General features: G+C 61.5%; 21 protein-coding genes. 6 read left to right on the forward strand and 15 right to left on the reverse strand.

What is annotated here, in order from left to right; all coding sequences use genetic code 11:
- Positions 1-17: 17 nt before the first annotated feature.
- From uvrC to M516_RS0101835, 11 genes are all read right to left on the reverse strand, one after another.
- Positions 18-1,799 (reverse strand): excinuclease ABC subunit UvrC, encoded by a 1,782-nt coding sequence (uvrC, locus tag M516_RS0101785; protein ID WP_029097596.1) that lies wholly within the window; start codon positions 1,797-1,799, stop codon positions 18-20.
- Positions 1,800-2,003: 204 nt separating this feature from the next.
- A complete protein-coding gene (gene trxA, locus M516_RS0101790; protein WP_029097597.1) occupies positions 2,004-2,321 on the reverse strand; it encodes a thioredoxin in 318 nt (105 codons plus the stop codon).
- 137 nt (positions 2,322-2,458) lie between these two features.
- Positions 2,459-2,767, reverse strand: a complete 309-nt coding sequence (locus M516_RS0101795; RefSeq protein ID WP_029097598.1) for a hypothetical protein — start codon at positions 2,765-2,767, stop codon at positions 2,459-2,461.
- Positions 2,768-2,936: 169 nt separating this feature from the next.
- Positions 2,937-3,896: an electron transfer flavoprotein subunit alpha/FixB family protein gene (locus M516_RS0101800; RefSeq protein ID WP_035288573.1), complete on the reverse strand. Its 960-nt coding sequence runs from the start codon at positions 3,894-3,896 to the stop codon at positions 2,937-2,939.
- Positions 3,897-3,916: 20 nt separating this feature from the next.
- Complete coding sequence (locus M516_RS0101805) at positions 3,917-4,684, reverse strand: electron transfer flavoprotein subunit beta/FixA family protein (RefSeq protein ID WP_029097600.1); 768 nt, start codon at positions 4,682-4,684, stop codon at positions 3,917-3,919.
- 39 nt (positions 4,685-4,723) lie between these two features.
- The gene (locus M516_RS0101810) at positions 4,724-5,497 is read right to left on the reverse strand and encodes an enoyl-CoA hydratase (RefSeq protein WP_029097601.1); all 774 of its coding nucleotides are present in this window, start codon (positions 5,495-5,497) and stop codon (positions 4,724-4,726) included.
- Positions 5,498-5,611: 114 nt separating this feature from the next.
- Positions 5,612-6,199 carry a TetR/AcrR family transcriptional regulator gene (locus M516_RS0101815; protein WP_029097602.1) on the reverse strand — a complete coding sequence of 196 codons (588 nt, stop codon included), beginning with the start codon at positions 6,197-6,199 and terminating at the stop codon, positions 5,612-5,614.
- 302 nt (positions 6,200-6,501) lie between these two features.
- Positions 6,502-8,202, reverse strand: coding sequence for a long-chain-fatty-acid--CoA ligase (locus M516_RS0101820; RefSeq protein ID WP_029097603.1), 1,701 nt, complete (start codon positions 8,200-8,202; stop codon positions 6,502-6,504).
- Between the two features lie 432 nt (positions 8,203-8,634).
- A complete protein-coding gene (locus tag M516_RS0101825) occupies positions 8,635-9,624 on the reverse strand; it encodes an LCP family protein (RefSeq protein ID WP_029097604.1) in 990 nt (329 codons plus the stop codon).
- A 111-nt stretch (positions 9,625-9,735) separates the two neighbouring features.
- Entirely contained in the window at positions 9,736-10,911 is a 1,176-nt protein-coding gene (locus M516_RS0101830; RefSeq protein WP_029097605.1) for a thiolase family protein, read from the reverse strand.
- Between the two features lie 77 nt (positions 10,912-10,988).
- Complete coding sequence (locus tag M516_RS0101835) at positions 10,989-11,915, reverse strand: 50S ribosomal protein L11 methyltransferase (RefSeq protein ID WP_029097606.1); 927 nt, start codon at positions 11,913-11,915, stop codon at positions 10,989-10,991.
- A 309-nt stretch (positions 11,916-12,224) separates the two neighbouring features.
- On the opposite strand from M516_RS0101835, the gene csaB reads away from it, so the two are divergent.
- Both csaB and M516_RS0101850 read left to right on the forward strand, forming a co-directional pair.
- Entirely contained in the window at positions 12,225-13,328 is a 1,104-nt protein-coding gene (gene csaB, locus M516_RS0101845) for a polysaccharide pyruvyl transferase CsaB (protein ID WP_029097608.1), read from the forward strand.
- Positions 13,329-13,391: 63 nt separating this feature from the next.
- The gene (locus M516_RS0101850) at positions 13,392-14,249 is read left to right on the forward strand and encodes a class I SAM-dependent methyltransferase (protein WP_274518663.1); all 858 of its coding nucleotides are present in this window, start codon (positions 13,392-13,394) and stop codon (positions 14,247-14,249) included.
- A 161-nt stretch (positions 14,250-14,410) separates the two neighbouring features.
- On the opposite strand, the gene M516_RS0101855 is transcribed toward M516_RS0101850, so the two are convergent.
- On the reverse strand, positions 14,411-16,042 hold the full coding sequence (locus M516_RS0101855; RefSeq protein WP_029097610.1) for a putative polysaccharide biosynthesis protein: 1,632 nt from the start codon (positions 16,040-16,042) through the stop codon (positions 14,411-14,413).
- Between the two features lie 281 nt (positions 16,043-16,323).
- Here M516_RS0101855 and M516_RS0101860 point away from each other — a divergent pair, with 281 nt between their 5' ends.
- Positions 16,324-17,697, forward strand: a complete 1,374-nt coding sequence (locus tag M516_RS0101860; protein ID WP_029097611.1) for a phenylacetate--CoA ligase family protein — start codon at positions 16,324-16,326, stop codon at positions 17,695-17,697.
- Here M516_RS0101860 and murJ read toward each other — a convergent pair.
- Positions 17,675-19,198: a murein biosynthesis integral membrane protein MurJ gene (gene murJ / locus M516_RS0101865; RefSeq protein WP_029097612.1), complete on the reverse strand. Its 1,524-nt coding sequence runs from the start codon at positions 19,196-19,198 to the stop codon at positions 17,675-17,677. The two genes, M516_RS0101860 and murJ, sit on opposite strands and share 23 nt — an antisense overlap.
- Before the next feature lie 172 nt (positions 19,199-19,370).
- Here murJ and M516_RS0101870 point away from each other — a divergent pair, with 172 nt between their 5' ends.
- The 3 genes from M516_RS0101870 to M516_RS0101880 are packed head-to-tail and all read left to right on the forward strand — an operon-like array spanning position 19,371 to position 23,077.
- Complete coding sequence (locus M516_RS0101870) at positions 19,371-20,633, forward strand: O-antigen ligase family protein (protein ID WP_029097613.1); 1,263 nt, start codon at positions 19,371-19,373, stop codon at positions 20,631-20,633.
- 4 nt (positions 20,634-20,637) lie between these two features.
- A complete protein-coding gene (locus M516_RS0101875; protein ID WP_029097614.1) occupies positions 20,638-22,269 on the forward strand; it encodes a hypothetical protein in 1,632 nt (543 codons plus the stop codon).
- Positions 22,262-23,077 carry a hypothetical protein gene (locus M516_RS0101880; RefSeq protein WP_029097615.1) on the forward strand — a complete coding sequence of 272 codons (816 nt, stop codon included), beginning with the start codon at positions 22,262-22,264 and terminating at the stop codon, positions 23,075-23,077. The genes M516_RS0101875 and M516_RS0101880 overlap by 8 nt, the downstream gene beginning before the upstream one ends.
- A 97-nt stretch (positions 23,078-23,174) precedes the next feature.
- Here M516_RS0101880 and M516_RS0101885 read toward each other — a convergent pair whose 3' ends face one another.
- Both M516_RS0101885 and M516_RS0101890 read right to left on the reverse strand, forming a co-directional pair.
- Complete coding sequence (locus M516_RS0101885) at positions 23,175-24,374, reverse strand: MFS transporter (RefSeq protein ID WP_238550894.1); 1,200 nt, start codon at positions 24,372-24,374, stop codon at positions 23,175-23,177.
- Positions 24,328-24,783, reverse strand: coding sequence for a hypothetical protein (locus tag M516_RS0101890; RefSeq protein ID WP_152523329.1), 456 nt, complete (start codon positions 24,781-24,783; stop codon positions 24,328-24,330). Before M516_RS0101890 ends, M516_RS0101885 begins: the two co-directional genes overlap by 47 nt.
- Positions 24,784-24,892: the final 109 nt, after the last annotated feature.

Consider the following 24,892-nt stretch of genomic DNA (forward strand, 5'->3'; position numbering starts at 1 on the left):
CAACGACCTTTTTGGCGTTACGTTTCCATCTGTCGAAGATGGCGGATAATCTCGCGGGCCAGCTTGTCGCCGATACCGATCTGCCGGAAGTCCTCCACCGTCGCTTCGCGCATCTTTTTCAGCGAGCCGAAATGCTGGAACAACAGCTTGCGCCGCTTTTCGCCGACACCGGGAATCTCGTCCAGCCGGGACGAGAGCATCGTCTTGCTGCGCGCCTGCCGGTGAAACGTGATGGCAAAGCGGTGCACCTCGTCCTGGATCCGCTGCAGCAGGTAAAACTCGTAGCTGTCCCGGCGAAGCTCCACCGGTTCCGGCGGATCGCCGTAGAGCAGTTGGGCCGTCCGGTGCTTTTCGTCCTTGGCCAGGCCGCAGACGGGGATGTAGAGCCCCAGCTCGTTTTCCAGCACGTCCATCGCCGCGCTGATCTGCCCTTTGCCGCCGTCGATGACGATCAGGTCGGGCAGCGGCTGGTTTTCCTTCAGCAGGCGGGTGTAGCGGCGGCGGATCACTTCCCGCATCGCCCCGTAGTCGTCCGGCCCCTCAACGCTTTTGATCTTGAATTTGCGGTACTCTTTCTTGTCCGGCCGGCCGTCGGTAAAGACGACCATCGCGGACACCGGCTCCGTGCCCTGAATGTTGGAGTTGTCAAACGCCTCGATGCGGTGCGGCGTGCCAATTCCGAGCACGTGCCCCAGATTGTGCACCGCCTGGATCGTCCGCGCATCGTCCTTGGACATCAGCGCAAACTTTTCCTGCAGGGCTATCCGCGCGTTTTCGGAGGCCATCTGCACCAGTTCCCGCTTTTTGCCTCGCTTGGGCGCGTACACCTTGACGCCCAGCCACTCCGCCAACAGCTCCGGCTCGCTCTGCTCCGGCAGCAAAATTTCCTTGGGCAGCGCGTTTTGCTTGTCGTAGTAAAACTGGGTGACGTAGGACATAAAGTCCTCCGCCTCGTCACCGTAGTACGGAAACGACGTCGTCTCCCGCTCGATCATCTTCCCCTGCCGCATGTAGAAGATCTGGACGCACATCCAGCCCTTGTCGACGGCAAAGCCGATGATGTCCCGGTCCACCGTGTCGGTAAAGGTCACCTTCTGCTTCTCCATCACGGCTTCGATGCTGCGGATCTGGTCGCGAAGCTCCTTGGCCCGCTCAAACTCCATGTTTTCCGCCGCCTGCAGCATCTTTTCCGTCAGCTCCCGCTTCACCTCCTCGTGGCCGCCGTCGAGAAAACGGCAGATCTCTTCCACCAGCCGCTGGTTCTCTTCCGCGGGCACCTCATGGACGCAGGGAGCCAGGCACTGCCCCAGATGGTAGTACAGACAGACCTGCTTCGGCAGCGTTTTGCACTTGCGCAGCGGGTAGAGGCGATCCAGCAGCTTCTTTACCTCGGATGCCGCCCCCGCGTTGGCGTAGGGACCAAAATAACGCGCCTTGTCCTTGACCACCTTGCGGGTGATCTCCAGGCGCGGATGTTTTTCGTTGGTGATCTTGATGTACGGATAGGTTTTGTCGTCCTTCAGCATCACGTTGTAGCGCGGATTGTGCTGCTTGATCAGGTTGCACTCCAAAATCAGCGCTTCGATCGCCGAGGAGACGACGATGTATTCAAAGTCGGCAATTTCGCTGACCAACAACTGCGTCTTGCCGTCGTGACTGCCCGTAAAGTAGGAACGGACGCGGTTCTTCAGCACCTTGGCCTTGCCCACGTAGATGATGTCTCCGTCCTTGTTTTTCATCAGGTAGCAGCCCGGCTTCTCCGGCAGGACGGCCAGCTTGTCTTTCAAGGAGCTGTTCACGGCTGCCCCCTCCTTTCTTCATGTCCGGCCCATCGGCCCTTCCCGCACGGGCGGGAATGTACGTTCCGTCCCCATGTTACCACGTTTTTCGGCGAAACACGACTGTTTCTCGCTGGCACAAAAAAATCAGCATCCGCGCAGTGCGAATGCTGATGACGGACCCTGCCCGGCTTAAGCGGCCAGGCAGGTGTTGATCCGTTTTCCTTACAGGTGTTTGCCCAGCGTGCCCATCAGCGCTTCCTTCGGTTGGAAGCCGATTACCTTGTCGACCGGCTGACCGTCTTTAAACACGATCAGCGTCGGGATGGACATCACGCCGAAGCGGCCGGCGGATTCCGGATTCTCGTCCACGTTTACTTTAACGATTTTCAGCTTGGTCCCCACTTCGCTGTCGATCTGCTCCAGCACCGGCGAGATCATTTTGCAGGGGCCGCACCACGGAGCCCAGAAGTCAACCAGGACAGTGCCGCCTTGCTCCACTTCCTGGGAAAAGGTTTGATCGGTTGCATGTACAATTGCCATGGTATCGTTACCTCCTTCTATTCGGTACGCCAAAAGGTTCCATACGCCCTACAGTATATCATTCTCCACCGGAAATGACTACGGCGGACGACACTTTGCCGCGCTTTCCACGTTAGTCTGTCCGGAATCGCCGCACTCTATTGCCCCATGTGCTTCAGCCGGTTGATCTCCCGTTCGTGGTCGCACACTTTGCGGTGCATCAGGTCAAAATCGGATTCCAGCAGTTGATGATGCCGTTCCAGGCGGTCAAAGCGGCGGTTGGTTTCGTCGCGAAACGCGTACATGTCGTCGCGAAACACATACATCTCCTCGCGAAACGTGTACATCTCCTCGCGAAACGCGTACATTTCACGTTTGAACTCGCGCAGCTCCTCGACCGATTCCTTGACGATGCGGTTGTTTTCCGCCACCATGTGGATCAACTGCCGCAGCAGTTCCTCACTCATTCCGACCACGCTCCCTTTTCCTTGTTATTATAGCGGACAGGACAAGCGTACGACAGCGGGGGCGGACAAAAAAACGGTGCGCAGCCATACCGCGACCGCCGCTTGGCGCACCGCTCCCGGGACAGCAAAAACGGCGCCCCGTACAGGGCGCCGCAGCCGTGCCGCTCGATTACACGAGCACTTTTTTGAATTCGGCCGTGAGCAGCGGAACCACCTCAAACAAATCGCCGACAATGCCGTAGTCCGCCACCTGGAAGATGGGAGCTTCCGGGTCCTTGTTGATGGCGACGATCACTTTGGAGTTGGACATGCCTGCCAGGTGCTGGATCGCCCCGGAGATGCCGCACGCGATGTACAGGTCGGGTGTGACCACCTTCCCTGTCTGGCCGATCTGCATGGAGTAGTCGCAGTAGTCGGCATCGCACGCGCCGCGGGACGCGCCCACAGCCGCACCGAGTACATCCGCCAGTTCGTAGAGCGGTTTGAAGCCGTCCGCGCTCTTCACGCCGCGTCCGCCGGAGACGATGATCTTGGCCTCGGAGAGATCCACTTTGCCGCTCGTTTTGCGGACCACTTCCTTGACGATGGAGCGCAGATCCTTGATCTCCACGTCAAACGGCACCACCGTGGCCGTTTTGCCGGTGTCGGGCGCAGCGGCGGGGATGTTGTTGGGCCGGATCGTGATCATGATCGCGCCGTCGGTGAACGTCCGTTTTTGGAACGCCTTGCCCGCGTAGATCGGCCGGGTAAAGACCGGACCGGCCTCCAGACCCGTCACGTCGGAGATCAGGCCGTACCCGAGACGGGCGGCCACACGCGGCGCCACATCGCGGCCGATCGCCGTGTGACCCAGCACCACCGCATCGGGAGAGACGAAGTCGATCAACTGTTTCAGCGCTTGGGCGTACGCGTCCGGCGTATACTGCGCCAGCGCGGCATGATCCGCTACGTAGACCGTACCGGCGCCGTGATGTCCCAGGACTGCCGCATGCGCGCCGCTGTCCGGTCCGAACAGGGCGGCCACCACTTCGCCGCCTTCCGCCAACACGTGCGCGGCGGCCAGCGCTTCCAGGGACACGTTGCGCAGTTGACCGTCGCGCGTTTCTGCCAATACCAGTACCTTTTTCATCAGGATCCTCTCCCTCTCGCTTAGATCACTTTTGCTTCGTTACGCAACAATTGGACCAATTCGGACACTTGCGCCGCCAAGTCGCCGGAGAGAATGCGGCCCGCCTGCTTCTTCGGAGGCAGGGACTGGTCGACGATGACGGTCTTCGCCTGCACGTCCTGGGCGGACAGGCCGAGATCGTCCGCGGAGAGGCGATCCAACGGTTTTTTCTTGGCTTTCATGATCCCCGGGAGGGACGGGTAACGCGGTTCGTTCAGCCCCTGCTGGGCGGTGATCAGCACCGGCAGGCTGGTTTCCACCACTTCCAGATCCCCTTCGACGTCGCGTTCCACGCGCACCTGGGTGCCGTTGATCTCCAGTTTGACGGCGGTGGAGACGTGGTTGATGCCCAACTCTTCGGCCAGACGGGGACCGCCTTGTCCAGCGCCGGAGTCGACTGCCATCTGTCCGCCGAGGATGATGTCGTATCCCACTTTGCGGGCGACGGCAGCCAGCACCTTGGCCGTCGTGTACTCGTCTCCGAACAGGGATTCGTCGTTCACCAGAACCGCCTTGTCCGCTCCCATCGCCAGCGCGGTGCGGAGCGCGTTTTCCGCCCGGTCCGGACCGATGGAGACGACGGTCACTTCGCCGCCGTGCTCCTCCTTCAGCTTGATCGCCTCTTCCACCGCGTACTCGTCGTACGGGTTGATGATGAATTCCACGCCGTCTTCCGAGATTTTGCCATCCTGGATGACGATTTTTTCTTCCGTGTCAAACGTCTGCTTCATGACAACCAAAATGTTCATGGGATTCCCTCCTTCTAGGTGGCGCGATTCCGATACCGGCTAGCGGTCGGCAAACTGCGGCCTGCGCTTTTCCAGAAACGCGGCGACGCCTTCCTTGACGTCCTCCGAAGCGAACGCTTCGCCGAACAGTTCGGCTTCGCGCTGCATGCCTTCCGCCTTGCCGAGCACCGTCCCGGCGTGCACCGCCTCCAGTGCCAGCCGCAGGGCGACGGCGCTTTTTTGGGCGATGGCGCCGGCCAGCTTTTTCGCTTCGTCCAGGAGCTGGTCCAGCGGATGGACCGCTTCCACCAGCCCGATGCGCAGCGCCTCTTCGCCGCCGATCATTTCGGAGGTGAGGATCATCTGCGTCGCCTTGCCCCGGCCCACCAGGCGCGGCAGCCGCTGCGTGCCCCCGTATCCGGGGATGATGCCCAGGTTGAGCTCGGGCAATCCCAGCTTGGCTTCGGGCGCCGCCAGCCGAATGTGGCAGGCCATCGCCAGTTCCAGACCGCCGCCCAGGCACGCCCCGTTGATCGCCGCAATGATCGGTTTCGGGAAGGTTTCCAGACGCTCAAACAATTGCTGACCGGCTTTCGCCAGCGCTTCCGCATCCGCGGACATCAGCTGGGTAAACTCCTTGATATCCGCCCCGGCGATGAAAAAACGGCCTTCGCCGGTCAAGACGATCGCCTTTACCTGGCCGTCCCGTTCCAGATCGTCCAGAAGCGCTGCCAGCTCCGTCAGCGCCGCCTGGCTCAGCGCGTTGGCCGGCGGACGGTTGATGGTGACGACGGCGACGCGGTCTTCCTTTTGCACATGCCAATACGAATACATCCCTCTCCCCCCTGCTTACGTCGAGTCATGAAGCATCCGTCATCTGAACGAACGCTCAGTCTTTACGTTTTTATTGTAACAAACGGAATCTTGCAAAAAAAGCGTTTTCTTTTGTCATTTTCCCTTCATACCGTACAGGAAGAGGTTATGAATGGGGTCAACATGGGAGACAAGATCGTACTTGCATTGTTTCATGACCCAGGACGTCGTCACTTCGTCCAGCGTGCCAAAAATCATTTTCCGCGCCACGCGGACATCGATGTCCGGGCGGAACACGCCTTTCTCCATGCCTTCGCGGATCACGTCGTCAATCAGGTTGAAGTACTGCTTCATCACGGCGCCGATGCCCTCGCTGATTTCCGGATTGGACTGGCGCAGCTCGATCTGCGTCACTTTTGCCAGTTCCGGGTCTTGGGCCAACTGGCTCAAATGGGTGTGGACCAGGACGTACAGTTTTTGCTCGACCGACTCCGCTTCGGCGATGCGTCCCCGGCAGGTTTCGATAAAGGTTCCCATCTTTTCGTTGAACAGGGAAATGAGAATGTCATCCTTGTTCTCAAAGTAGAGGTAGATGGTGCCGTCCGCTACCTTCGCCTCTTTCGCAATTTTGGAAACCTGGGCGCTGTGATAGCCCTGACGAGCGATGACGCGAACAGCCGCATCAATGATGGCTTGATATTTCTCCCCCGTTTTTTTCGCCATACGTACCTCCACGTTTGCTTCGACTAGATGTTGAAATGAATGATCGTTCATTCATGTGTAAAGTGTAATACAGGTTCCAGCCTCTGTCAATCCCTCGTCCGCCCGGGCCAAAAGCGAACGGCAGGTGGTCTGCCCGGAGAAGTCCCCCACGAAAAAGCCGGTCCGATCGAAGGCGTACGCCCGTCCGACAAGAAAAAGGCCGCTCCCGATCAGGAGGGCGGTTCGGGACAGCATTCACGGTCGACGGGATGGTCCCGACGCGGCAGTTGCCGCCTGTTTTTCCTCGCGTTTCCGGATGGCCTTCAGCTCGTCTTCACCTGGTCTTCGGCGGCGCTCCGTTTCTTTTCCTCCTCCAGCAGTTGGCGGCGCAGCACCTTGCCCACCATCGTCTTGGGCAGTTCTTTCCGGAACTCGTACATCCGCGGAATCTTGTAGGCGGCCAGGCGCTGGCGGCAGTGACGCTCCAGCTCTTCTTCGCTGACCTGCGCTCCTTCCTTCAGCACGATAAACGCCTTGACCGTCTCGCCCCGGTAGGGGTCCGGCACGCCGATGACGGCCGCTTCCTGGACGGCGGGATGCTCAAACAGCACTTCTTCCACCTCACGCGGGTAGATGTTGTATCCACCGGCGATGATCATGTCCTTCTTGCGGTCGACGACGTAAAAGTACCCGTCTGCGTCCATGTACCCCATATCACCGGTCAGCAGCCACCCGTCCCTCAGGACGGCCGCCGTTTCTTCCGGCCGGTTCCAGTATCCGAGCATCACCTGCGGCCCTTTGACCGCCAGCTCCCCGATCTCTCCCTGGGGCAGCTCTTCCCCGGTCGACGGGTCGACGATGCGGCAGTCGGTGTCCGGCCAGGGCAGGCCGATGCTGCCGCTGATCCGCTTCCCCCAGATCGGATTGGAGTGGGTGACGGGAGACGCTTCCGTCAGGCCGTACCCTTCCACCAGCCTGCCGCCGGTCAGTTCTTCAAACCTGCGCTGGACCTCCACGGGCAGCGGTGCGGAGCCGCTGACGCAGGCGGCAATGGAGGACAAGTCGTATTTGGGCAAGTCGGGGTGGTTGATCAGTCCAATGTACATCGTGGGTGCGCCGGGAAACAGGGTGGGTTTGGTCTTGTCGATCAGTTTGAGGATTTGCTTGACGTTGAATTTGGGGACGAGAATGATTTCCGCCGCGATGGAAATGCCCTTGTTCATCACCGTGGTCATTCCGTAGACGTGGAACAGCGGCAGGGCGGCGAGGATCCGTTCCCGCCCTCTGACGAACTTGTACATGACAGCCTGGCACTGCAGCGCGTTGGCGACGAGGTTGCGGTGCGTCAGCATGACGCCCTTGGCCAGGCCGGTGGTGCCGCCGGTATACTGCAGAAGCGCGATGTCCTTTTCCGGGTCAACCTCAGGCGTGACGGGATTGATAGCGCTTTCTTTCAGCACGGAAAGAAAAGGCTCAACATCACCGCCGTAGGTTATCTGCGGATGGTGGCCCTGCTTCTTCTGCACCAGCGGATACAGCATCTTTTTGAAAAAGGGAAGAAAATCCCCCACACTCGTAATCATCAGGCGTTTCAGCGGGGTGGAGGCCTTCACGGCCGCAACGCGGCTGTACAACAGGTCCAATGTGATGATCGTCTCGGCTCCCGAGTCGTTCAACTGGTGAATCAGTTCCCGTTCCGTGTAAAGCGGGTTCGTCATGACCACCGTCGCTCCGGCCATCAGCGAGCCGTAGTAGCCGATGACTGCCTGGGGGGAGTTGGGCAGCATGACGGCGACGCGGTCCCCTTTTTTCACGCCGCGCTTGATCAGCGCGTTGGCGAACTGATACGACATCGCCAAGAGCTCCCGGTAGGTGATCCGCCTGCCCATGAAGTACAGCGCAGGATGATCGGGAAACTCGGCGGCCGCCTGTTCCAGAAAATGCGTCAGCGGAACACGGGGGTATTCCAGTGACGGTGCGGTCTCGGGCGGGTAACTGGCAATCCAAGGCTTGGCGTTTGACATGGGCAAATTCCCTCCAATCCCTTATTGGCCTTACCTCTCCCGTACGATCCACATTCATAACCTCTTCCTGCTTCCATTCTAGTCGAAAGATAATTAATTTTCCAACGAAAAATACACAAACCGGACCATTTTTTTGCAGGAAATGGCAGACGCCTGTCCGGGGCGGGATGGGGGTGCCGTTCTTGCTGGCGACGGGCTTTTTGCGGCGGCCGTCCGGGGGCGTCGCGGGCTTGTCCGGCCGTTGATCTCCTCGCGTCTACGCCTGGCGGGCGGGCATGGTTGACGGGCGGGCATGGCGGACCGGCCTCCCGCCAAGAGGCCTGCCGCTCCGGAAAAGCGGCCGCGGAATCTCCCGCTCCAACCAGCGCCGTGCAGGGGGCCAGCGCCCGTGGTCAAGGGGCAAGCTCTGTGGTCAGGAGGCCAGCGCCGTGGTCAAGGGGCCAGCGCCTCCATCAGCAGTTGGCGGACGCGGGACCGCTCCTCTTTTGGCACCAGATGGTACCAGCCGAGGACGCCGTTGTGCCAGATCCGCTCGTCCGCCCCCGTGAGCGTGTCCGTCTGCACCGTATTGGGCTCGGGGTCGCCGTACGCCAGCAGGAGGGAGGCGATCTCCTGGTCGGTCAGATCGGTCTTGACGTGGCTGCCGAGAATGTCCATCAGCGAAAACGCCTTGACCAGCGTCTGCGCCGACGTGCCCTTGTCGGCCAGGGCCCGGACGATCTCCTGCTGCCGGGCGATCCGTTGGTAGTCGCTGTCTTCCCGCCCCAGATCGCTTTTGCGGTAGCGGGCGTAATCGAGTGCCTGTTCGCCGCTCAGCGTCTGCAGTCCCGGCTTCAGGTCGATGTGGGTGTCGTCGCTCGGATCGGTGTACTTCATCCGTTTTTTCACCTCGATCTGCACCCCGCCCAGCTCGTCCACCACCTGCCGGAATCCTTCGAAGTCGATCGTCACGTAGCGGTCGATCTTGAGGTTGAAAAAGCGCTCCAGCGACTGTTTGACCAGCTTGGGGCCGCCGTAGGCCATGGCGTGGTTCAGCTTGTCGTAGCCTGTTCCGGGCAGTTCCATGTAGCTGTCCCTGGGGATGGAGACGAGATGCACCCGCTGCTTGGCGGGATGCACGGCCGCCAGCATCATCGTGTCCGAGCGGGCCTGCTCCCCGTCCCGGCTGTCCGTCCCGATGACGAGCAGGAGAAACGGTTTGAGCGTTTTGGCCTGGGCCAAAAGCGCGCCGGGCAGCCGTTCCCCCGTCTGCTCCAAAGGCGCTCCCGTTCCCGCCTCGAGCGGGGCGTACCATTCCCGGGTCATCCGCTTGTAGTGGTAGGCGGCAAAGGAGACCGCCACCAATAAGCCGATCGCCACGAGGGCCGCCCCGTACCGGGCGATCCGCTTTCCGTATCTGCGCAAAAAAGACAACATGTTCATGAACGAGACCTCCCTTTGACGAACAGGACCCCATCTCTGCTGCGGCATCGATGGGGTCCTGCTTCCATTGTTGACCGGGGAGGCCTCGTTTAAACCTGTACGCCGGCCGCTTCAGCCCCTTTCCACGACCATCGCCATGCCCATTCCGCCTCCGACGCAGAGCGTGGCCAGCCCGCGCTTGACCTGGCGGCGCTTCATTTCGTGCAGAAGCGTGACGACGATGCGGCAGCCCGTGGAGCCGACCGGATGGCCAAGCGAGATGCCGCTGCCGTTGACGTTGGTGATGTCGCGCGGCAGCTCCAGCAGCTTTTCCACCGCCAGATACTGGGCGGCGAACGCTTCGTTTACTTCGATCAGATCGATGTCGGCCAGCGTCAGACCCGCTTTGGCCAGCGCCTTTTTCACCGCCGGCACCGGTCCGTATCCCATCAGATCGGGCTCCACCCCGGCCCAGGCGTACGAGACGATCCTGCCCAGCGGAGCGATGCCCAGCTCCCGCGCCCGGCTCTCCTTCATCAGCACGACCGCCGATGCCCCGTCGTTCAACCCGGAGGAGTTGCCCGCCGTCACGGTCCCGTTTTCGCGGAAGCCGGGCTTCAGCCTGGCCAGGCCCTCCAGCGTGACGTCGCGGCGGGGATGTTCGTCCGTCTCCACCATTACCGTCTCTCCCCGCTTTGTTACCGGAACGGGAATGATTTCCTCGCGAAACAGGCCGCTGTCGATGGCCCGCACCGCGTTTTGCTGGCTGCGCAGGGCGATTTCATCCTGTTCGGCGCGGCTGATGCTGTAGCGCTCCGCCAGCCGTTCCGCCGTTTCCCCCATCAGGATGCCGTGATGGGGATCGGTCAGGAGTTCCCACATCGCGTCGGTCATCTCCCCGTGGGTGAGGCGTTTGCCCCAGCGGGCGTTTTTCAGCACGTACGGCGCGTTGCTCATGCTCTCCACGCCGCCGGCGATCACCACCTCGCTCTCCCCCAGCAGAAGCTGCGCGGCCCCGCTGGCGATCGCCTGCATGCCGGAGGCGCACTGGCGCTGCACGGTAAAACCGGTCACCCGGTTGCCGAGCCCGGCGTCAAGGGCTGCCACGCGGGCAATGTTGGCTTCGTCGGTCCGCTGGATGCAGTTGCCGAGGATCACTTCATCAATCAGCGACGGATCCACTCCCGATTTGGCGATGACACCGCGGATCACTGTTTCCGCCAGTTTGCGAGCGCTTACATCTCTCAGAACGCCGCCGAACGTGCCGATCGGCGTGCGTCCGGCTGCGGCAATGACGACTTGTTCCATGCCGGTTTCCTCCTCCGTGTTCGTTTCTCCCATTGTGACACAGGTCCGATCCGGCGTAAATCGTTCCCGTACCATCTCTACTCCCGGACGTCCCTCATCATGACCGTCACCCACTCGTCACTGTGCCGCTCCGCCACCGGGGCGAATCCGGCCTGTTCGTAAGCGGTCAGCACCTTGCCGCGATTCCACTGCACGATCCCGGATAGGATCACCGTTCCCCCCGGAGCGATCCGCTCCCGCACCAGGGGCAGCATCGCCACGTCTTCGTCACCGCCGATATTGACGAGGATGAGATCCGCCTCACGGGGCAGCCGCTCCTGTACGTCCGGCTCCAGCGCGTCGCCCATCACGATTTCCACCGCTTCCTCCGACAGGTCGTTGTTGGCCAGGTTTACCCGGATCTGGTATTCGCTCTGCGGATTGAGATCCACCGCCCAGACCGGCTGCCGGGCCCCGTTTTTGATGCAGAACAGCGACAGGATGCCGGAACCGGCGCCGATGTCCAGCACTCGTTTGCCGGCGGGAGGCCGCTCCTGCAGCATCAGCAGGATGTCCTGGGTGGTGCCGTGGTAGCCGGTGCCGAACGCCGCGCCGGGATCGATCCAGAGCACGTGCCTGGCTTGGGCCAGCGCTTCCGGCGGTGTCCACGTGGGCGCAATCCACCAGTCGCCCACCTGCACCTCGCGGAATGTCTCCTTCCACGATTCGTTCTCCTCCGCCACCGTCTCCACCTCCTGCAGGCGGACCTTCTCCCCCCAGCGGCTGAGATAGTCCCGCAGCCGCTCCGCGTGCTCGGCTTCGCTGTCCCTGAGCGGCTCAAACAGGTAGGCGATCACCGGGCCGTCCGTCTTTTCCGCGTAATCGTATCCGTTTTCCGTCGTCAGCACCTCGATCTGCGGCTCCACCCAGCCGAGCGTGTAGGCGCTCGCCAGCACCTCGCTGACAAACGCGTCTTCCACATCCCGCTCTACCAGCAGGATGTACTTCAGCCATGTTTGTTCCATCGTCTGCCTGCCCCTTTCTCCCATTTGATCCTCTGAATGGATGGCGAGGATGTGCGCTTGCATGGTATGATAGTAGAATGGATGAAAACCCGTTTTGGAGGCTTGCCATGTTTGACGAATTTTTTTACCGGCGCCGCAAGAACAAGGGGATGCTGGTCCTGATGATCGCCCTGATGCTCATGGGGGCCGGTCTGTTCGCCCTGGGCTTCCTCTATTTGTTCTAGGGTTGCTTTACTTCCCCGCATTTACTCGATTATACTTGAGAATGTGTTTTTCCTGTACGTTTGATATAGAAAGAAGGTTCACTCCATGTCGCGTATTCTCATCTCCGGGTACTACGGCTTTAACAATGCCGGAGACGATGTGGTCCTGTATGGCATCATCAGCGCGCTGCGTCGGGAACAACCGAATATGTCCCTGGCCGTGTTGTCCAACCAGCCGGAGCGAACGACGGCCCTGTTTGGCATTCCGGCGTACAACCGCTGGAGCCTGCCGACCATCGTGCGCGAGTTGATGCGAAGCGACATGCTGGTGATGGGCGGCGGAACACTGATGCAGGACGTGACCAGTCCGCGCAGCGTGCTTTACTACCTGGGGATCGTCTCGATCGCCAAGCTGCTGGGCAAACCGGTCGTGTTTTACGCCCAGGGGTTTGGTCCCGTCCAGAAGCCGATCAGCCGCCTGTTGATCAAGCGGGTGGTGAACCGGGTAGACGTGATCACCGTGCGCGACTTTGAATCAGGCGAAGATTTCAAGGCGTGCGGAGTGAGCAAGGCGCCGGTCTACGTGACGGCCGATCCGGCGCTGACCATTTCGCCGGACGACGTGTCCGACGAGCGGGGGCGCCAGCTTTTGGCGGACAAGTTTGCCGACCTGTCCAAGCCGCTGGTCGCCATCTCGGTCCGCGACTGGAAACAGGAGCAGCGGTTCAAGCAGGCCATCGCCCGGGCAGCCGACCTGTTTGCCGAGCGAGGTTGGAACGTGCTGTTTCTGCCGATGCACTACCCCAGCGACCTGGCTCCCTCCCGCGACATCATCGGGATGATGCGACAGCCGGGGGCGCAGCTCCTGGACGAGCCGGTCACCTTTCACGACATCATGTCCGTGCTGAAACAGTGCGAGTACGTGCTCGGCATGCGGCTGCACTCCCTGATTCTCGCCTGCATGCTGCAGACGCCGTTTACCGGCATCTCCTACGACCCGAAAATCGACCGGTTTGTCGAGCGGGCCGGCATGCCCAGCGCCGGCCATATCACCCGTCTGGACGAATCGGCGCTCCTTGCCCTCTTGAACGAGCGGCTGGCCAACCTGGAGCGGGAAAAGCGCGTGATTGCCGAACGCTCGCGACTGCTCGCCCAGGAAGCCGCCAAAAGCAGTGAACTGGTGCTTCAGGCGCTGCGCCGCAAAACGTAAGCGGACGGCCGGACGGAGCGCCCGCAGGGGCAGGGCTCCCTGCAACGCGGACGAAAGGAGGACGTGCAGATGTCCGTTTCTTCCCAGCTTCTGATACGTTTGAACAAGCTGTTTCCGCTCCCCGTTCACCCGTTCAACCTGGCGAACGACGGGACGATGAGCTACACCGAGTGGCAGTTCCAAAAAGGGGACCAGACGATCCAGTTTTTCCTCCCCTACCATTCGCAGGAGCAGATGTTCCGCGACAAGACGGTCCTGGACATCGGCTGCGGCGGCGGAGGCAAAACCTGCTACTACGCCACATTCGGTCCCAAACGGATGATCGGCATTGACATCGTGCCCCATTACGCCGAGGAGGGAAACGCCTTTGCCCGCGAAAAAGGGCTGGCGGACCGGGTCGCGTTCATGACCGCGGACTCGGCCGAACTGCCGTTTGACGCCAACACGTTCGACACGATCATCATGAACGACGCGATGGAGCACGTCGACCGGCCGGAGCAGACGCTGGACGAATGCTTCCGCGTGCTGAAGCCGGGCGGCCACTTGTACATCAACTTTCCGCCCTACTACCACCCGTACGGCGCCCATCTTTCCGACGCCATCGGGATTCCCTGGGTGCACGCGTTTTTCTCCGAGCAGGCGCTGATCGACGCCTACAAGCAGTTGGTCCGCCACCTGCCCGACGGAGAGGAGCGGATCTCCTTCCGCTTCGGTCAGGGGCCGGACGGCAAAGAGACCATTTCCTACATCAACCGGATGACGATCAAGCGCTTTCGCCGCATCCAGGAGGGCATCCCCCATCCGGTTGTCTACCAGCGGGAAGTGCCGCTGCGCCCGGTCGTCTCCGGACTGGCCAAGCTGCCGTTCCTGCGCGAGTTTTTCGTCAAGATGGTAGTCTGTGTCTATCAAAAGCAAGCATAGCTGACCGCCAAGCGTGAAGCCGTCCCGGACAAGCGGGGCGGCTTTTTTGCCGGGGACAGGGCCGCGCCGGTCCGATCCGTCGAACAGACGAAAAGGGCTGTGCCGTAATCGGAGGTGTTCCGTTTACGGTACAGCCCTTGTTTGATGCCGACAGGCCGAGGTCAGCGGAAATCGGTCGGCGACTCTCTCCGGCGCAGCAGGTTCATCAGGCCGCGCAGCCTGTTGCCTCCGGGCAGCCACTCCAGCTCTTTTTCGTCGATCAGCGGAATGGCGAGCAGCATGCCCAGGTAGACGAGCATCCCCGTCCCGACCCCGATCACCGTTTCCGCCGCGCCCACCAGACGGGCTTTCCCATGCAGCAGGAAGCCGACCGCCTCCGTCGCGCCCCAGGCCAATACCAGCATCAGGTTGGCGACGAGCAGCGGATACAGCGTGTCAAAGCGCCACTGGATCTCCACCTTCACCAGCCGGTTGATCACCCGCATGTTCAAGGCGCAGACCAGGGCGGTGGCGCACAGCCAGGATACGGACAGCCCGTCCATGCCCATCAGGGAGGTGAACAGGATCGTCGTCCCGATCTTGGCCAGCACGCCCCACAAGAGGTGCAGCGCCGGCACTTTTTCCCGGCCCAGCCCCTGCAGAATGCCGTTGGTGGCCAACAGCAGGGAAAGCGGAATGGCGCTGACGCCCAAAATCGCCATCGCCCGGGTCCCCTCCACGTCGCCGTACAGCGCCAGGTTGGCCCCTTCGGCCACGGCGGTCAATCCCAGACCCGCCGGCAGGCCGATCAGCCAGGCAAAGCGCAGGGAGAGCTTGGTCAGCGTGGTGACCCGCTCCTCGTCGCGCTGCTGCCGTGCTTCGGCGATGGCGGGAACGATCGACAGGGCGATGGACGAGCCGAACAGGCTGGCCAACTGCAGGAGCGGGCCCCCACGGCTGTAGATGCCGAACCAGGTGTCGGCGGTCAGCCCGTCCACATGCCAGACGTAGCGGAAGATGTTGATCGCCAAAAACGAGTCGACGAGACTGAAGATCGGAATGACCAGCGCGCTGATGCAGATCGGCCAGGCGATGCGCCACATCGACAGGAAAAAGGCGCGGTCGTACCACCAGTCCAGCCGCTTCCACCCGCCCGCGGTCGCGAACGGCTGCTTGCGGTTGTGCCGCCACAGCAGGAAGGCGAGAAAGCCGAGGCTCAAAAACGTGCTGATCATCGTCCCGAAGTTGACGCCCGTGATCACCTGATCCGTATCCTCGCCCAGCGAGACGAGATAGAGCGAGGCGATCAGGATAAAGGCCACCCTCAGCGTCTGCTCCACGATCTGGGAGAGGCCGACGTAGAGCATTTTCTGATGTCCGTAGAAGAAGCCCCGGATCACCGCGATCAAGGGAACGAACAGCAGCGACAGCGAAATGGCCCGAATCGGTTCGATCAGATGCGGGTTGCCCATCATCCGGGCGATCAGGGGAGAACTCAGGTAGAGCAGGGCAAACAGGACGATCCCGATCCCGCCCATCAGCACCATGCTGCGGGCGAGAATCTGGCTGATCGCGCCCTGCTTTCCTTCCGCCAGCGCTTCGGCGATCACCCGGGAGAGGGCCACGGGGACGCCGGCTGTCGCCAGAATCAAGAAAGTGAGGTAGAGCGGGTATACCTCCTGATAGAGACCGAGCCCGTTGTCCCCCACGATTTCCTGCAGGGGGATGCGGTAAAACATCCCGATTACCTTGGACAAAATCCCGGCCACGGCGAGGATTAACGCCCCGGCGAGGAAATGACTTTTTTTGGCCATGGGAAACTCCTTTGCAACAGTGTCAAATCGAATCGTGTACCGCACAGCCGGTTTTCTTCGGAGGACGGCGGCCGTTTGCTTCGCACAAACGACAAAACGGACCACGTCCGGCAAACCCGCTGCCGTCCCTCGCGAATAAACCCGCTGTGAATCCTCTCTCTATCCTACTAGGAAACCTCCCATCCGGCAAACAGGTATAGGGTCCCGATCCGGCAGTCATACTAATGGGAAAAGATTCCAAACATTGTTTGGAATCCGCCGCCGCGAAAGGAGCGACCCCCATGCCGCTGACAGGCACAATCATCCGCTGCGTGCACTGGCCGTTGATGGAACGGCTGAAACAGAACCGCACACGGCAGTATCTGCACGAACTGCGAGAGGCGCAGCAGTTATCGCCGCAGGCGCTCAGGGAACGGCAGGCCGACAAGCTGAGACGCCTTTTGGACCACGCTGTCCGCCGCGTCCCCGCCTACACTGCATACGCATCCGACTGGGAGGCGGCAAACGACGACCCGTTCCGCTTCCTGGAGCGCCTTCCCGCGCTCAGCAAAGCCCGTTTCCGCGCGTCGTCGGACCAGTACCTGACCGACGACGCGGACCCCTCCCGGCTGATCGCCAACCGGACCGGCGGCTCCACAGGAGAACCGACCCGTTTCTACCTGAACCGGCCGGCCGTGGAACGCTACGAAGCGGCCCGCTGGCTGGGGCTCTCCTGGCACGGCATTCGCATCGGCGACCCGTCTGTCATGATCTGGGGCTCGCCGCTGGAGCTCAACCAGCAGCAGGCCCGCCGGTTTCGCTTGAAAGAGCGCTGGTTGAAAAACCGGCTGATGATTCCCGCCTACGACCTGGACGAGCGGCGGCTGGACGAACACCTTCGGCTGATCCGCCGGTTCCGTCCCGTCTACCTGTACGGGTACGCGTCCGCCCTCCACCTGCTGGCCGAGATGATGCTGGCCCGCGGCGTCAGTCCGGGCGTGAAGCTGAAAGCGGTGGTATCCACGGCGGAGACGCTCCACGACTACCAGCGGCAAGCGATCGCCAAAGCGTTCCGGGCGCCCGTCGTCAACGAATACGGCGCCCGCGACGGCGGCATCATCGCCTACCAGTGTCCGGCCGGACGCATGCACGCCTTCAGCGAAAACTGCGTGCTGGAAGTGGTCGATCCCGCCAGCGGCCGCCCCCTTCCCTCCGGGGAAAGGGGTGCGCTTCTGGTCACCGACCTGCACAACACGGTCATGCCCCGGCTGCGCTACCAGTTGGGCGACGTCATCGCCCTCTCGCCGGACGGCTGCACCTGCGGCATCGGCTATCCGCTGCTCGCCGCCATCGACGGCCGGGAAGACGACATGTTTGTCACGCCTCACGGGACGTACGTGCACGGCCACTACTTCAACCACATCATGCGCAATCTGGACAGCTTCCGCACCTTTCAAATCGTCCAGCACAGGCCGGACATGTTCACGCTCAAACTGGTAAAAGAGCCGGATCGGTACGATCCGGCCGACGAAGCCCGGCTGTTGGGGGCCATCCGGGACAAACTGGGGGAAGTCAGCATCGAGGTATGCCATGTCGACCGGATTCCGCCGACAGCTTCCGGCAAGACCCGCTACGCCATTCGCGAATGTCCGCTTACCGGTTTTGTGCGGGAGTAGACCGTCTGCGCAGCTTTTGCACAAGCTCGACGACCAGCGGCTCGCACAGCGCGGACAGCGCCGCAAAGTAAAGCAGCGCGCCGCCCGTCACGCCAAGCAGCAGGTAGAGCCACAGCGGCAGTGCGGACAGCCAGGCATCAGCCAGCAGGATCCCGCCGCTCATGACGCCGCAGGCGGCCAGCGTCCGCAGCGCGGTCCACACGAAGCTCCGACCGACGGGCGCTCCCACTTTTCGCCAGAGCAGGACAAACAGCATCCCCGCCTGGAAGAGAGCGGAAACCGCCGTCCCCAGGGCGATCCCCCCGTGTCCCAGCCAGGGGATCAGGAGCCAGTTGGCGCCAGCGTACACGGCGATCCCGATCACCCCGATCACGACCGGCGTTCGTGTGTTGTCCAGCGCGTAAAACGCCCGGGTGATCAGATCGCGGGCGGCCATCCCGTACAGCCCCAGGCCGTAAAAGGGCAGCGCCCAGGCGGTCAGCGCGACGGACAGCTCGCCGAATTCGCCGCGCTGGAACGCCAGCCGCACGATCGGATCGGCGTAGAGAATCAGACCCGCCGTCACAGGCAATAGCAGGATCAGCAGATACGCCAGCCCTTTTTGCAGAATCTGCTTCATCTGGTCCATCTCGCCCCGCTTCACGTGGCTGGCCAGCAGCGGAAACAGCGGCAGGGTAAACGCCCCGACGAATATTGCCATCGGCATCTGCACGATCTGGTTGGCGTTGGCCAGCGCGGATACGTTGCCTGGTCCCAAACCGTTGGCAAAGCCCCGCTCCAAAAACGTGGTCGCCTGGGACACCACAGCACCGATCAGGATGGGCACCACCCGCTCCCCCATGCTGCGCAGCGCTTCATCCTCTTTCCATGCAAACGACAAGTGCTGGCGGTAGCCAAATCGGCGCAGCGTCGGCAGCATCGTCAGCATCGCCGCCAGGTAGCCGAGGGTGGTCGCCATGGCCAGTCCGTCGGGCCCGTAGAGCGGCACCAGCAGGTACATGCTGGCGATCACCAGAGCGCCGTTGGTCACCGTTCCCAGCGTCGGGGTAAAGAAGTGCTGGTGGGCGTTGCAGACGCTGGACCACAGGCCGGCGAGTCCGATGAACACGGCGGACGGCCACATCCACCGAAGCATGTCGGCCGTCATCTCCAGCGTGTTTTCCTGCGCTCCCATCAACCAGGCGATCTCCCGGGCAAAGACGACGCCCAGCACCGCCATCGCCAGAAACGCAGCGAACACGATGGTCAGCATCTTGTTGTACAGCGCTCCGGTCCGCTCCTCTTTTTCCATCAGCCCGCGCATGGTGGGAATCAACACGGCGTTGATCGCTCCCGGCACGACCAGAAACAGCGTCTGCGGAATCGTCACCGCGGTGTAAAAGGCGTCCGCCGCTTCGCTCGTGCCGTACAGGCTGGATACATATACGTTGCGAAAAAAACCGAGAAGCCTCCCGATCAAAGTCAGTACGACGATCATCGAGGCAGTCTTGATTATGCTCATCGTTCGAATCTCCCATCTTTGCAAGACGCGCCCATCCTCTTAAAAAGTACACCTGTTATCATAGCGTATTTCTCGTATTCCTACCAACCACTTTCCCCTCCGCCTTGCGACAGCATTCGCCCATTCATTATAATAGTGGGGTTAATCCCTGTGTAGGAGGATAAATAACGAGATGAGAGAGATCGTATGGAAGTGGGGAAGGCAGTCAGGCACCTGGCTCTATATCCTGCTGGCCTATCCCGTTATCGATTACGTCTTGCGAAAGATTTTGCCGATTCCAGTCGTTTCGTCGCTGTGGGATGACGGCCTGCTGCTCGTCCTCCTGCTGTTTACCTTTCTCGCCTATTGGAAAGGTACGCGGGACATGCCCGCCATCAAGCATACGTTTGCGGCGTTCATCGTCTACGGACTGGCCCTGACGGTGGCCGACATGGCCAACTGGGACGCCAGCGTGGAGGGCTTCCGCGCCGTCTACCAGTACATGATCGCCTTTTTCATCGGCTTTTACCTGCTGCGCGACACGGAGCAGCTGGTCACGTTCCTGAAAGTGCTCGCGGCGGTCGGCTTTCTCGCCGCTGTCGTCGGTGTCATGCAGGTGGTGCTGGGCGTACAGACGCCGCAGTCGTGGGTGCAGGAAGGGGAAGCCGTCACGACGCGGGCGTTTTCGTTCGTCACCAGCCCCAACGTGCTGGGCAGCTACATGGCCCTGATCGCTCCCGTCGCGGTCGGGTTGGCCGTCACGACAGCGAACCGGAGAGAGCGCATCATCTGGTGGATCGTCGCGCTGACGACGCTGCTCGCCCTGCTGCTGACCAGTTCGCGCGGGGCCTGGATCGCGCTGGCTGTGGCGCTGTTTGTCTGCTGCTATCTGTGGAACAAGCGGCTGGCCGGCTATCTCGTGCTCGCCGGCATCGTCGGCCTGATCGGCCTGTACTTCGTGCCGGAGTCGACTCCCCTGATCGGGAAGATTTCCAACCGCATCTTCACCCTGTTTACCCCCGAGTACCTCGAATCCAGCATGCAGGCCGGACGTCTGGACCGCTGGGGAGAGGCGTACGACAAGATGCGGCTGGAACCGCTGTTCGGGGTGGGGCTCGGCCATCACGGCGGCGCTGTCGGTTCCCGCCACTTCGGCACGATCTACACCGACAGCTACCTGTTTAAAAGCATCGCGGAGCTGGGCATCATCGGCGTCATCATGCTCATCGCGCTGATTGCCACGACGTTCCGCTACGCGGTCCGGCTCATCCGGGCACAGGCCGGAAAGCCGCCGTTCTTCCTGCTGCTGGGGCTGTTTGGCGGCCTGTTTGCCGTCGCCATGCACAACCTGGTGGAAAACATTTTCGAGGTGCCGTTCATGTCCCTCTACTTCTGGCTGTTTGGCGGCTTCCTGTGCGCACTGTACGCCGACCAAGCGAAAGAGAAAAGGTGGTGAGTCCATGCGCCGCAATGGTGTATTGTCTGCCGTGAACTGGGCGCTGTACGCGATCGCCCTGTTCCTCATCTATCACATCCTGGTCAAACCGGCGTTCCTGGACCTCTCCTGGATCGCCCTGATCGTCTTTTTGCCGCTGCTCGGATTCTGCTATGTCCTGGTGCATCCGGACGAGCGGCGGCAGGTGGTCGTCTTTACGCTCGGCTTTTTGCTGTTGGACCGTGCCCTCGCTCACGTGGACGTCAAATCGCTCGTCGCCGTGGTGATCGGCGGAGCGGTGGCGATCGGAGTCGTGGCCCTGATCGCCAAATGGTACGGCCGCCTGAGCTGGTCGGCCGTCGGCGCGCTGGTGCTGGTCGCCGTGCTGGCCAACGTCAGCTTCCACCGGGACAACCTGGCCGCGCTCAGCCACTTCACGCTGAAGTATGAATCGGAACGCCTCTACAACGGAGCCTGGGTGGACTACTTCCCCGTCACCCTCTACGACGTGGACGGGGACGGCAAGCAGGAGATCATCACGTACGGCAACGCCGAGGAGATGCCCCTGCCGGAAGAGAAGCCGAAGAAGCCGGAGACGGAAGCAGAGCGAAAGGCGCTGGCCGACAAGCTCCTGCATCTGCAGGCCGAGCCCGTCTCCCTGTACGTGCTCACCTGGAAGGACGGAAAGCTGGTGCGCATGCCCAACGACCAGATCGCGCCGGAGACGATGGCAAAAATCAAGGAACAAATGCCGTCGGACTACCCGGGCTTCCCGTACTACACGATGAAGGACGGCCAACTGGTGCCGAACGTGCAGCGCCAATCCTACGCGGAAGCGATGCTGCAGGTGGGAACCGCGCCGTACCGCGCCCTGCTTTTGGACATGCAGAACATCGGGGACAAGCTGGCGGAAAACGGCGGCAGCATGGACACCCGCAGCGCGATGGGCGAGAAGTACCGCGACGTCTCCATCAAAGAGGGGCTTCTGAGCGGAACGTATGAAGGAAAGCCGTTCGCCGCCACCACCAAGGCGACTAAGCTGGTCGGCACGATGAAGCTGCCGGACGGTCGGGAGGGGCTCATCACCATGGGCGAACACTTCAGCGTCATGGCCGTGGAACCGGACGGCACCGCCGTGGAGGCGTACTCCCTGACGCGCAAGGAGATGCCGCTGGCGACCGCGGAATTCATCCCGGCCGACCTGGACAAGGACGGGGCCGACGAACTGCTGGTGGCCAACAGTCCGTCCTACATTCTGAAGGCGAAGCCGAACGGCACCTGGGAGATCCTCTGGGCGAGCGAGGAAGGCGACCGCAGCTTCCGCTTCACCAACTACGCCCCGGTCGGATCGAGCGGAGAGCCGGAGATCGTCGCCATGGCGAAGAGCTGGGTGAGCACCACCGACACCCGCTACCTGGCCGGGTACCGCTACACGCCGGAAGGACTGGAGCAGACCTGGCGCATCTACCTGCCGCTCTTGAATGTGCAGGTGGGCGACATCGACGGCGACAAGGAAAACGAAATCGTCGCCACCATCTACGACAAGCACCGCCTCATCGTGTTCAAGCAACACAACGTGCCCGTCGTGCCGCTCGTCATCCTCGTGTTTGTCGGATTGATCGGCTACGGGATCGCAAGGAGGGTTCGCCATGCGTAAACGAACCGTGGGACTGCTCGCCCTGTCCGCTCTCGCTTCCGCCCTGCTTTTGACCGGCTGCACCTATGAGTCGGGGCCCAAGTCTTTCGCCACCACCAATTACGGCACGCCGTCGGAAAAGACGGCCCCGCAGCAGACGGAGTCGGCGAGCGAGTGGCTGAAGACGGCGCTGGAAAAAGCGAAAACAGACAAGGATGCACAGAAGTTCTGGTACAAGGGCTATGTCAAAAATTCCATCATGAGCCGCACCACGACCAGCATGTTTAACGGCGCCGTCGTGCAGCCGAACGGGTACAATGTGGATGCGCGGATCGCCCGCCAGGACTATCAGTATTACCGAATCGGAGACAAGCGGTACATCCGGGTCGGCGATGCCTGGATGACCGCTCGGGAAACCCCGCTGCCGTTTGACGTGCTGGCCGGTTTTGACGACTGGCTGCCGTTTATGGATCAGGCGGTGCAGTTAAACGAAGAGAAGGTGTACGGCACGGTCTGCGTCCCGTTCGAAGTGAAAATGACCGGCGCAGACTGGCTGGCGGCCAGCAAGAGCCCGCTGTTTGAGCCGCTGCGCAAGCAGTTGGCCGACCGCCCGGACATGGCGGCCGTTTTGCGGGATTCCACGATCAAGACCACCTTCTGGTTCGGCAAGGACGACCGGCTGATCCATCAATACGAGACCTGGATCATCCTGCCGATGCCGGAGGGGGGCACGATGGACCAGCAGGTGTTCTTCCAGTTTTACAAGTACAACGACCCGGGGATCGAGATCAAGGACCCGGAGGAAGTGGAAAAGTATCTGCTGTATTGAACAATCGCAAAGCAGCCGCCGGCGTTTCCGGCGAACAAAAAAGAGGCGAAACCCATCGCCTCTTTTTTTATGCCTCATTGGATTCCGTGCCGTCCCGTCACGTTGACGCGGTTCCCCGCGGCCACAGCGTCAGACTGTACAAGCAGCCGGCCAGGGAGACCCCCGCCATCCCCAGGTAGAGCGCGGAGCCCCCCAGATGCTGAAACAGCCATCCCCCGGCTATCGACCCGACAATCCCCGAGATGCCGAAGAAGAGAACGGCCAGCACGGTCTGCCCCGTCGCCTTCCACTCCTCGGGAATGATCCGGTACAGATACTGAATCGTGGCCGTATAGAACACGGCAAAGGTGATCCCCTGCATCACCTGCAGATACACCACCCAGATTGGATCAGCCGCCACCGCGCACAGCGCGTAGCGGACGGCGTACAGACCGGCCGCCAGGGTAATCCACTTGATTTCGCTGCCGGTTCGCAGCAGCCAGGCGCTGAGCGCGAAAAACGCCACCTCGCTGATGGCGGCGACGAACCAGGCCTGGCCGACCATTCCCGAGGTTCCGCCCAGACTTTGCACGAAGACGCCCAAAAAGCTGTCATTGGTGCGGTGCGGAATCGCCGCCACCAGGACGAGCAGGAAAAAGCGCAGCGTCGCCGGGTACGCAAAAAACCGGCGCAAGTCGGCAAAGGAAAGCCGCTTGCCGCTCGCCGGGGCGTCGGGCACGGCCAGACAGAAGGCGAACCCGAGCAGGCCGTACACCCCATACACCCAGGAGAGCCGCTCCATACCCAGCCGGTCCACGGCAAACCCGACGATCAGCGATGCGGACGCGTACCCGATCGCGTCGAACGTCCGGATCGCCCCGAACGAGAGTCCGTGCTGCTCGGCGACGCGGTAGTTGAGGCTCTCCGTCAGCGGATCGGTCGGCAGCATGAACAGGTACATCGCCCCCACCAGGAGAAAGAACGCCGCCGGATGGACCGACTGAAACAGGGCGAAACCGACTGCTACGGAAATACCGAGCGTAAGCAGCACGATCTTCTTGATCGTCTTGTACCGGTCGCTCACCATGCCCCACAAGGGTTGGGACAGGATGCCGACAAACGAGCCCATTCCGATCAGGACCCCGATCTGTGCCGGCGACACGCCGCGAAACGTCAGGTACACGGGTAAAAACGAGATAAAGACGGCAAGCAGCGAAAAGTAGAAAAAGTTGTACGCCCGCAGAAACTGAACCGCCAGCATCGTTCGTCCCTCACCCGTTTCCGTCCGCTTGTCCGGCGAGGAGCGCGATGACCGCATCGTGCCCGTTTTCCCGCGCCAGATCAAGCGGCGTCAGGCCGTCGTCTTTTTGCGCCGCACGATCGGCTCCCCGCTCCAGCAGCAGCGGCGTATCCCCCGTCTGTTCCGCATAATCCGCCGCCAGCCGCCCGTCCTGTTCCAAAAGCAACGAGACCGTCCGCACGTCTTTCTGCTTGACCGCCTCCATGAACGCCTGCTTCATCTTTTGCACGCTGTCCGCTATCTCCTGCGCCTGGCGGAGCCACTCGCCCGACGCCTGCACGCCCGCCTTGATCAGTTGGCTGGCCGCTTCCGACCGGCTTTGAAACAGCCCGGCCCGGACCAGGAGATCGACCGCCAGCAGCATCTCGTCATCCAGGCGGACGGAGATCACATGGCTCCTTGCCCGTTTGGCAGAGTGTCTGCTCACGCTCCATCCTCCCTTGCCGCGTTGGGACCACAATGTAACTGCAATTACATGATTACATTACAATCCATTTCCTGATATTGTCAATCCAGAAAATGTTTTCGCTGAACAG

Source organism: Brevibacillus thermoruber 423, assembly GCF_000454065.1.
In the GTDB taxonomy this organism is placed as follows: domain Bacteria; phylum Bacillota; class Bacilli; order Brevibacillales; family Brevibacillaceae; genus Brevibacillus; species Brevibacillus thermoruber.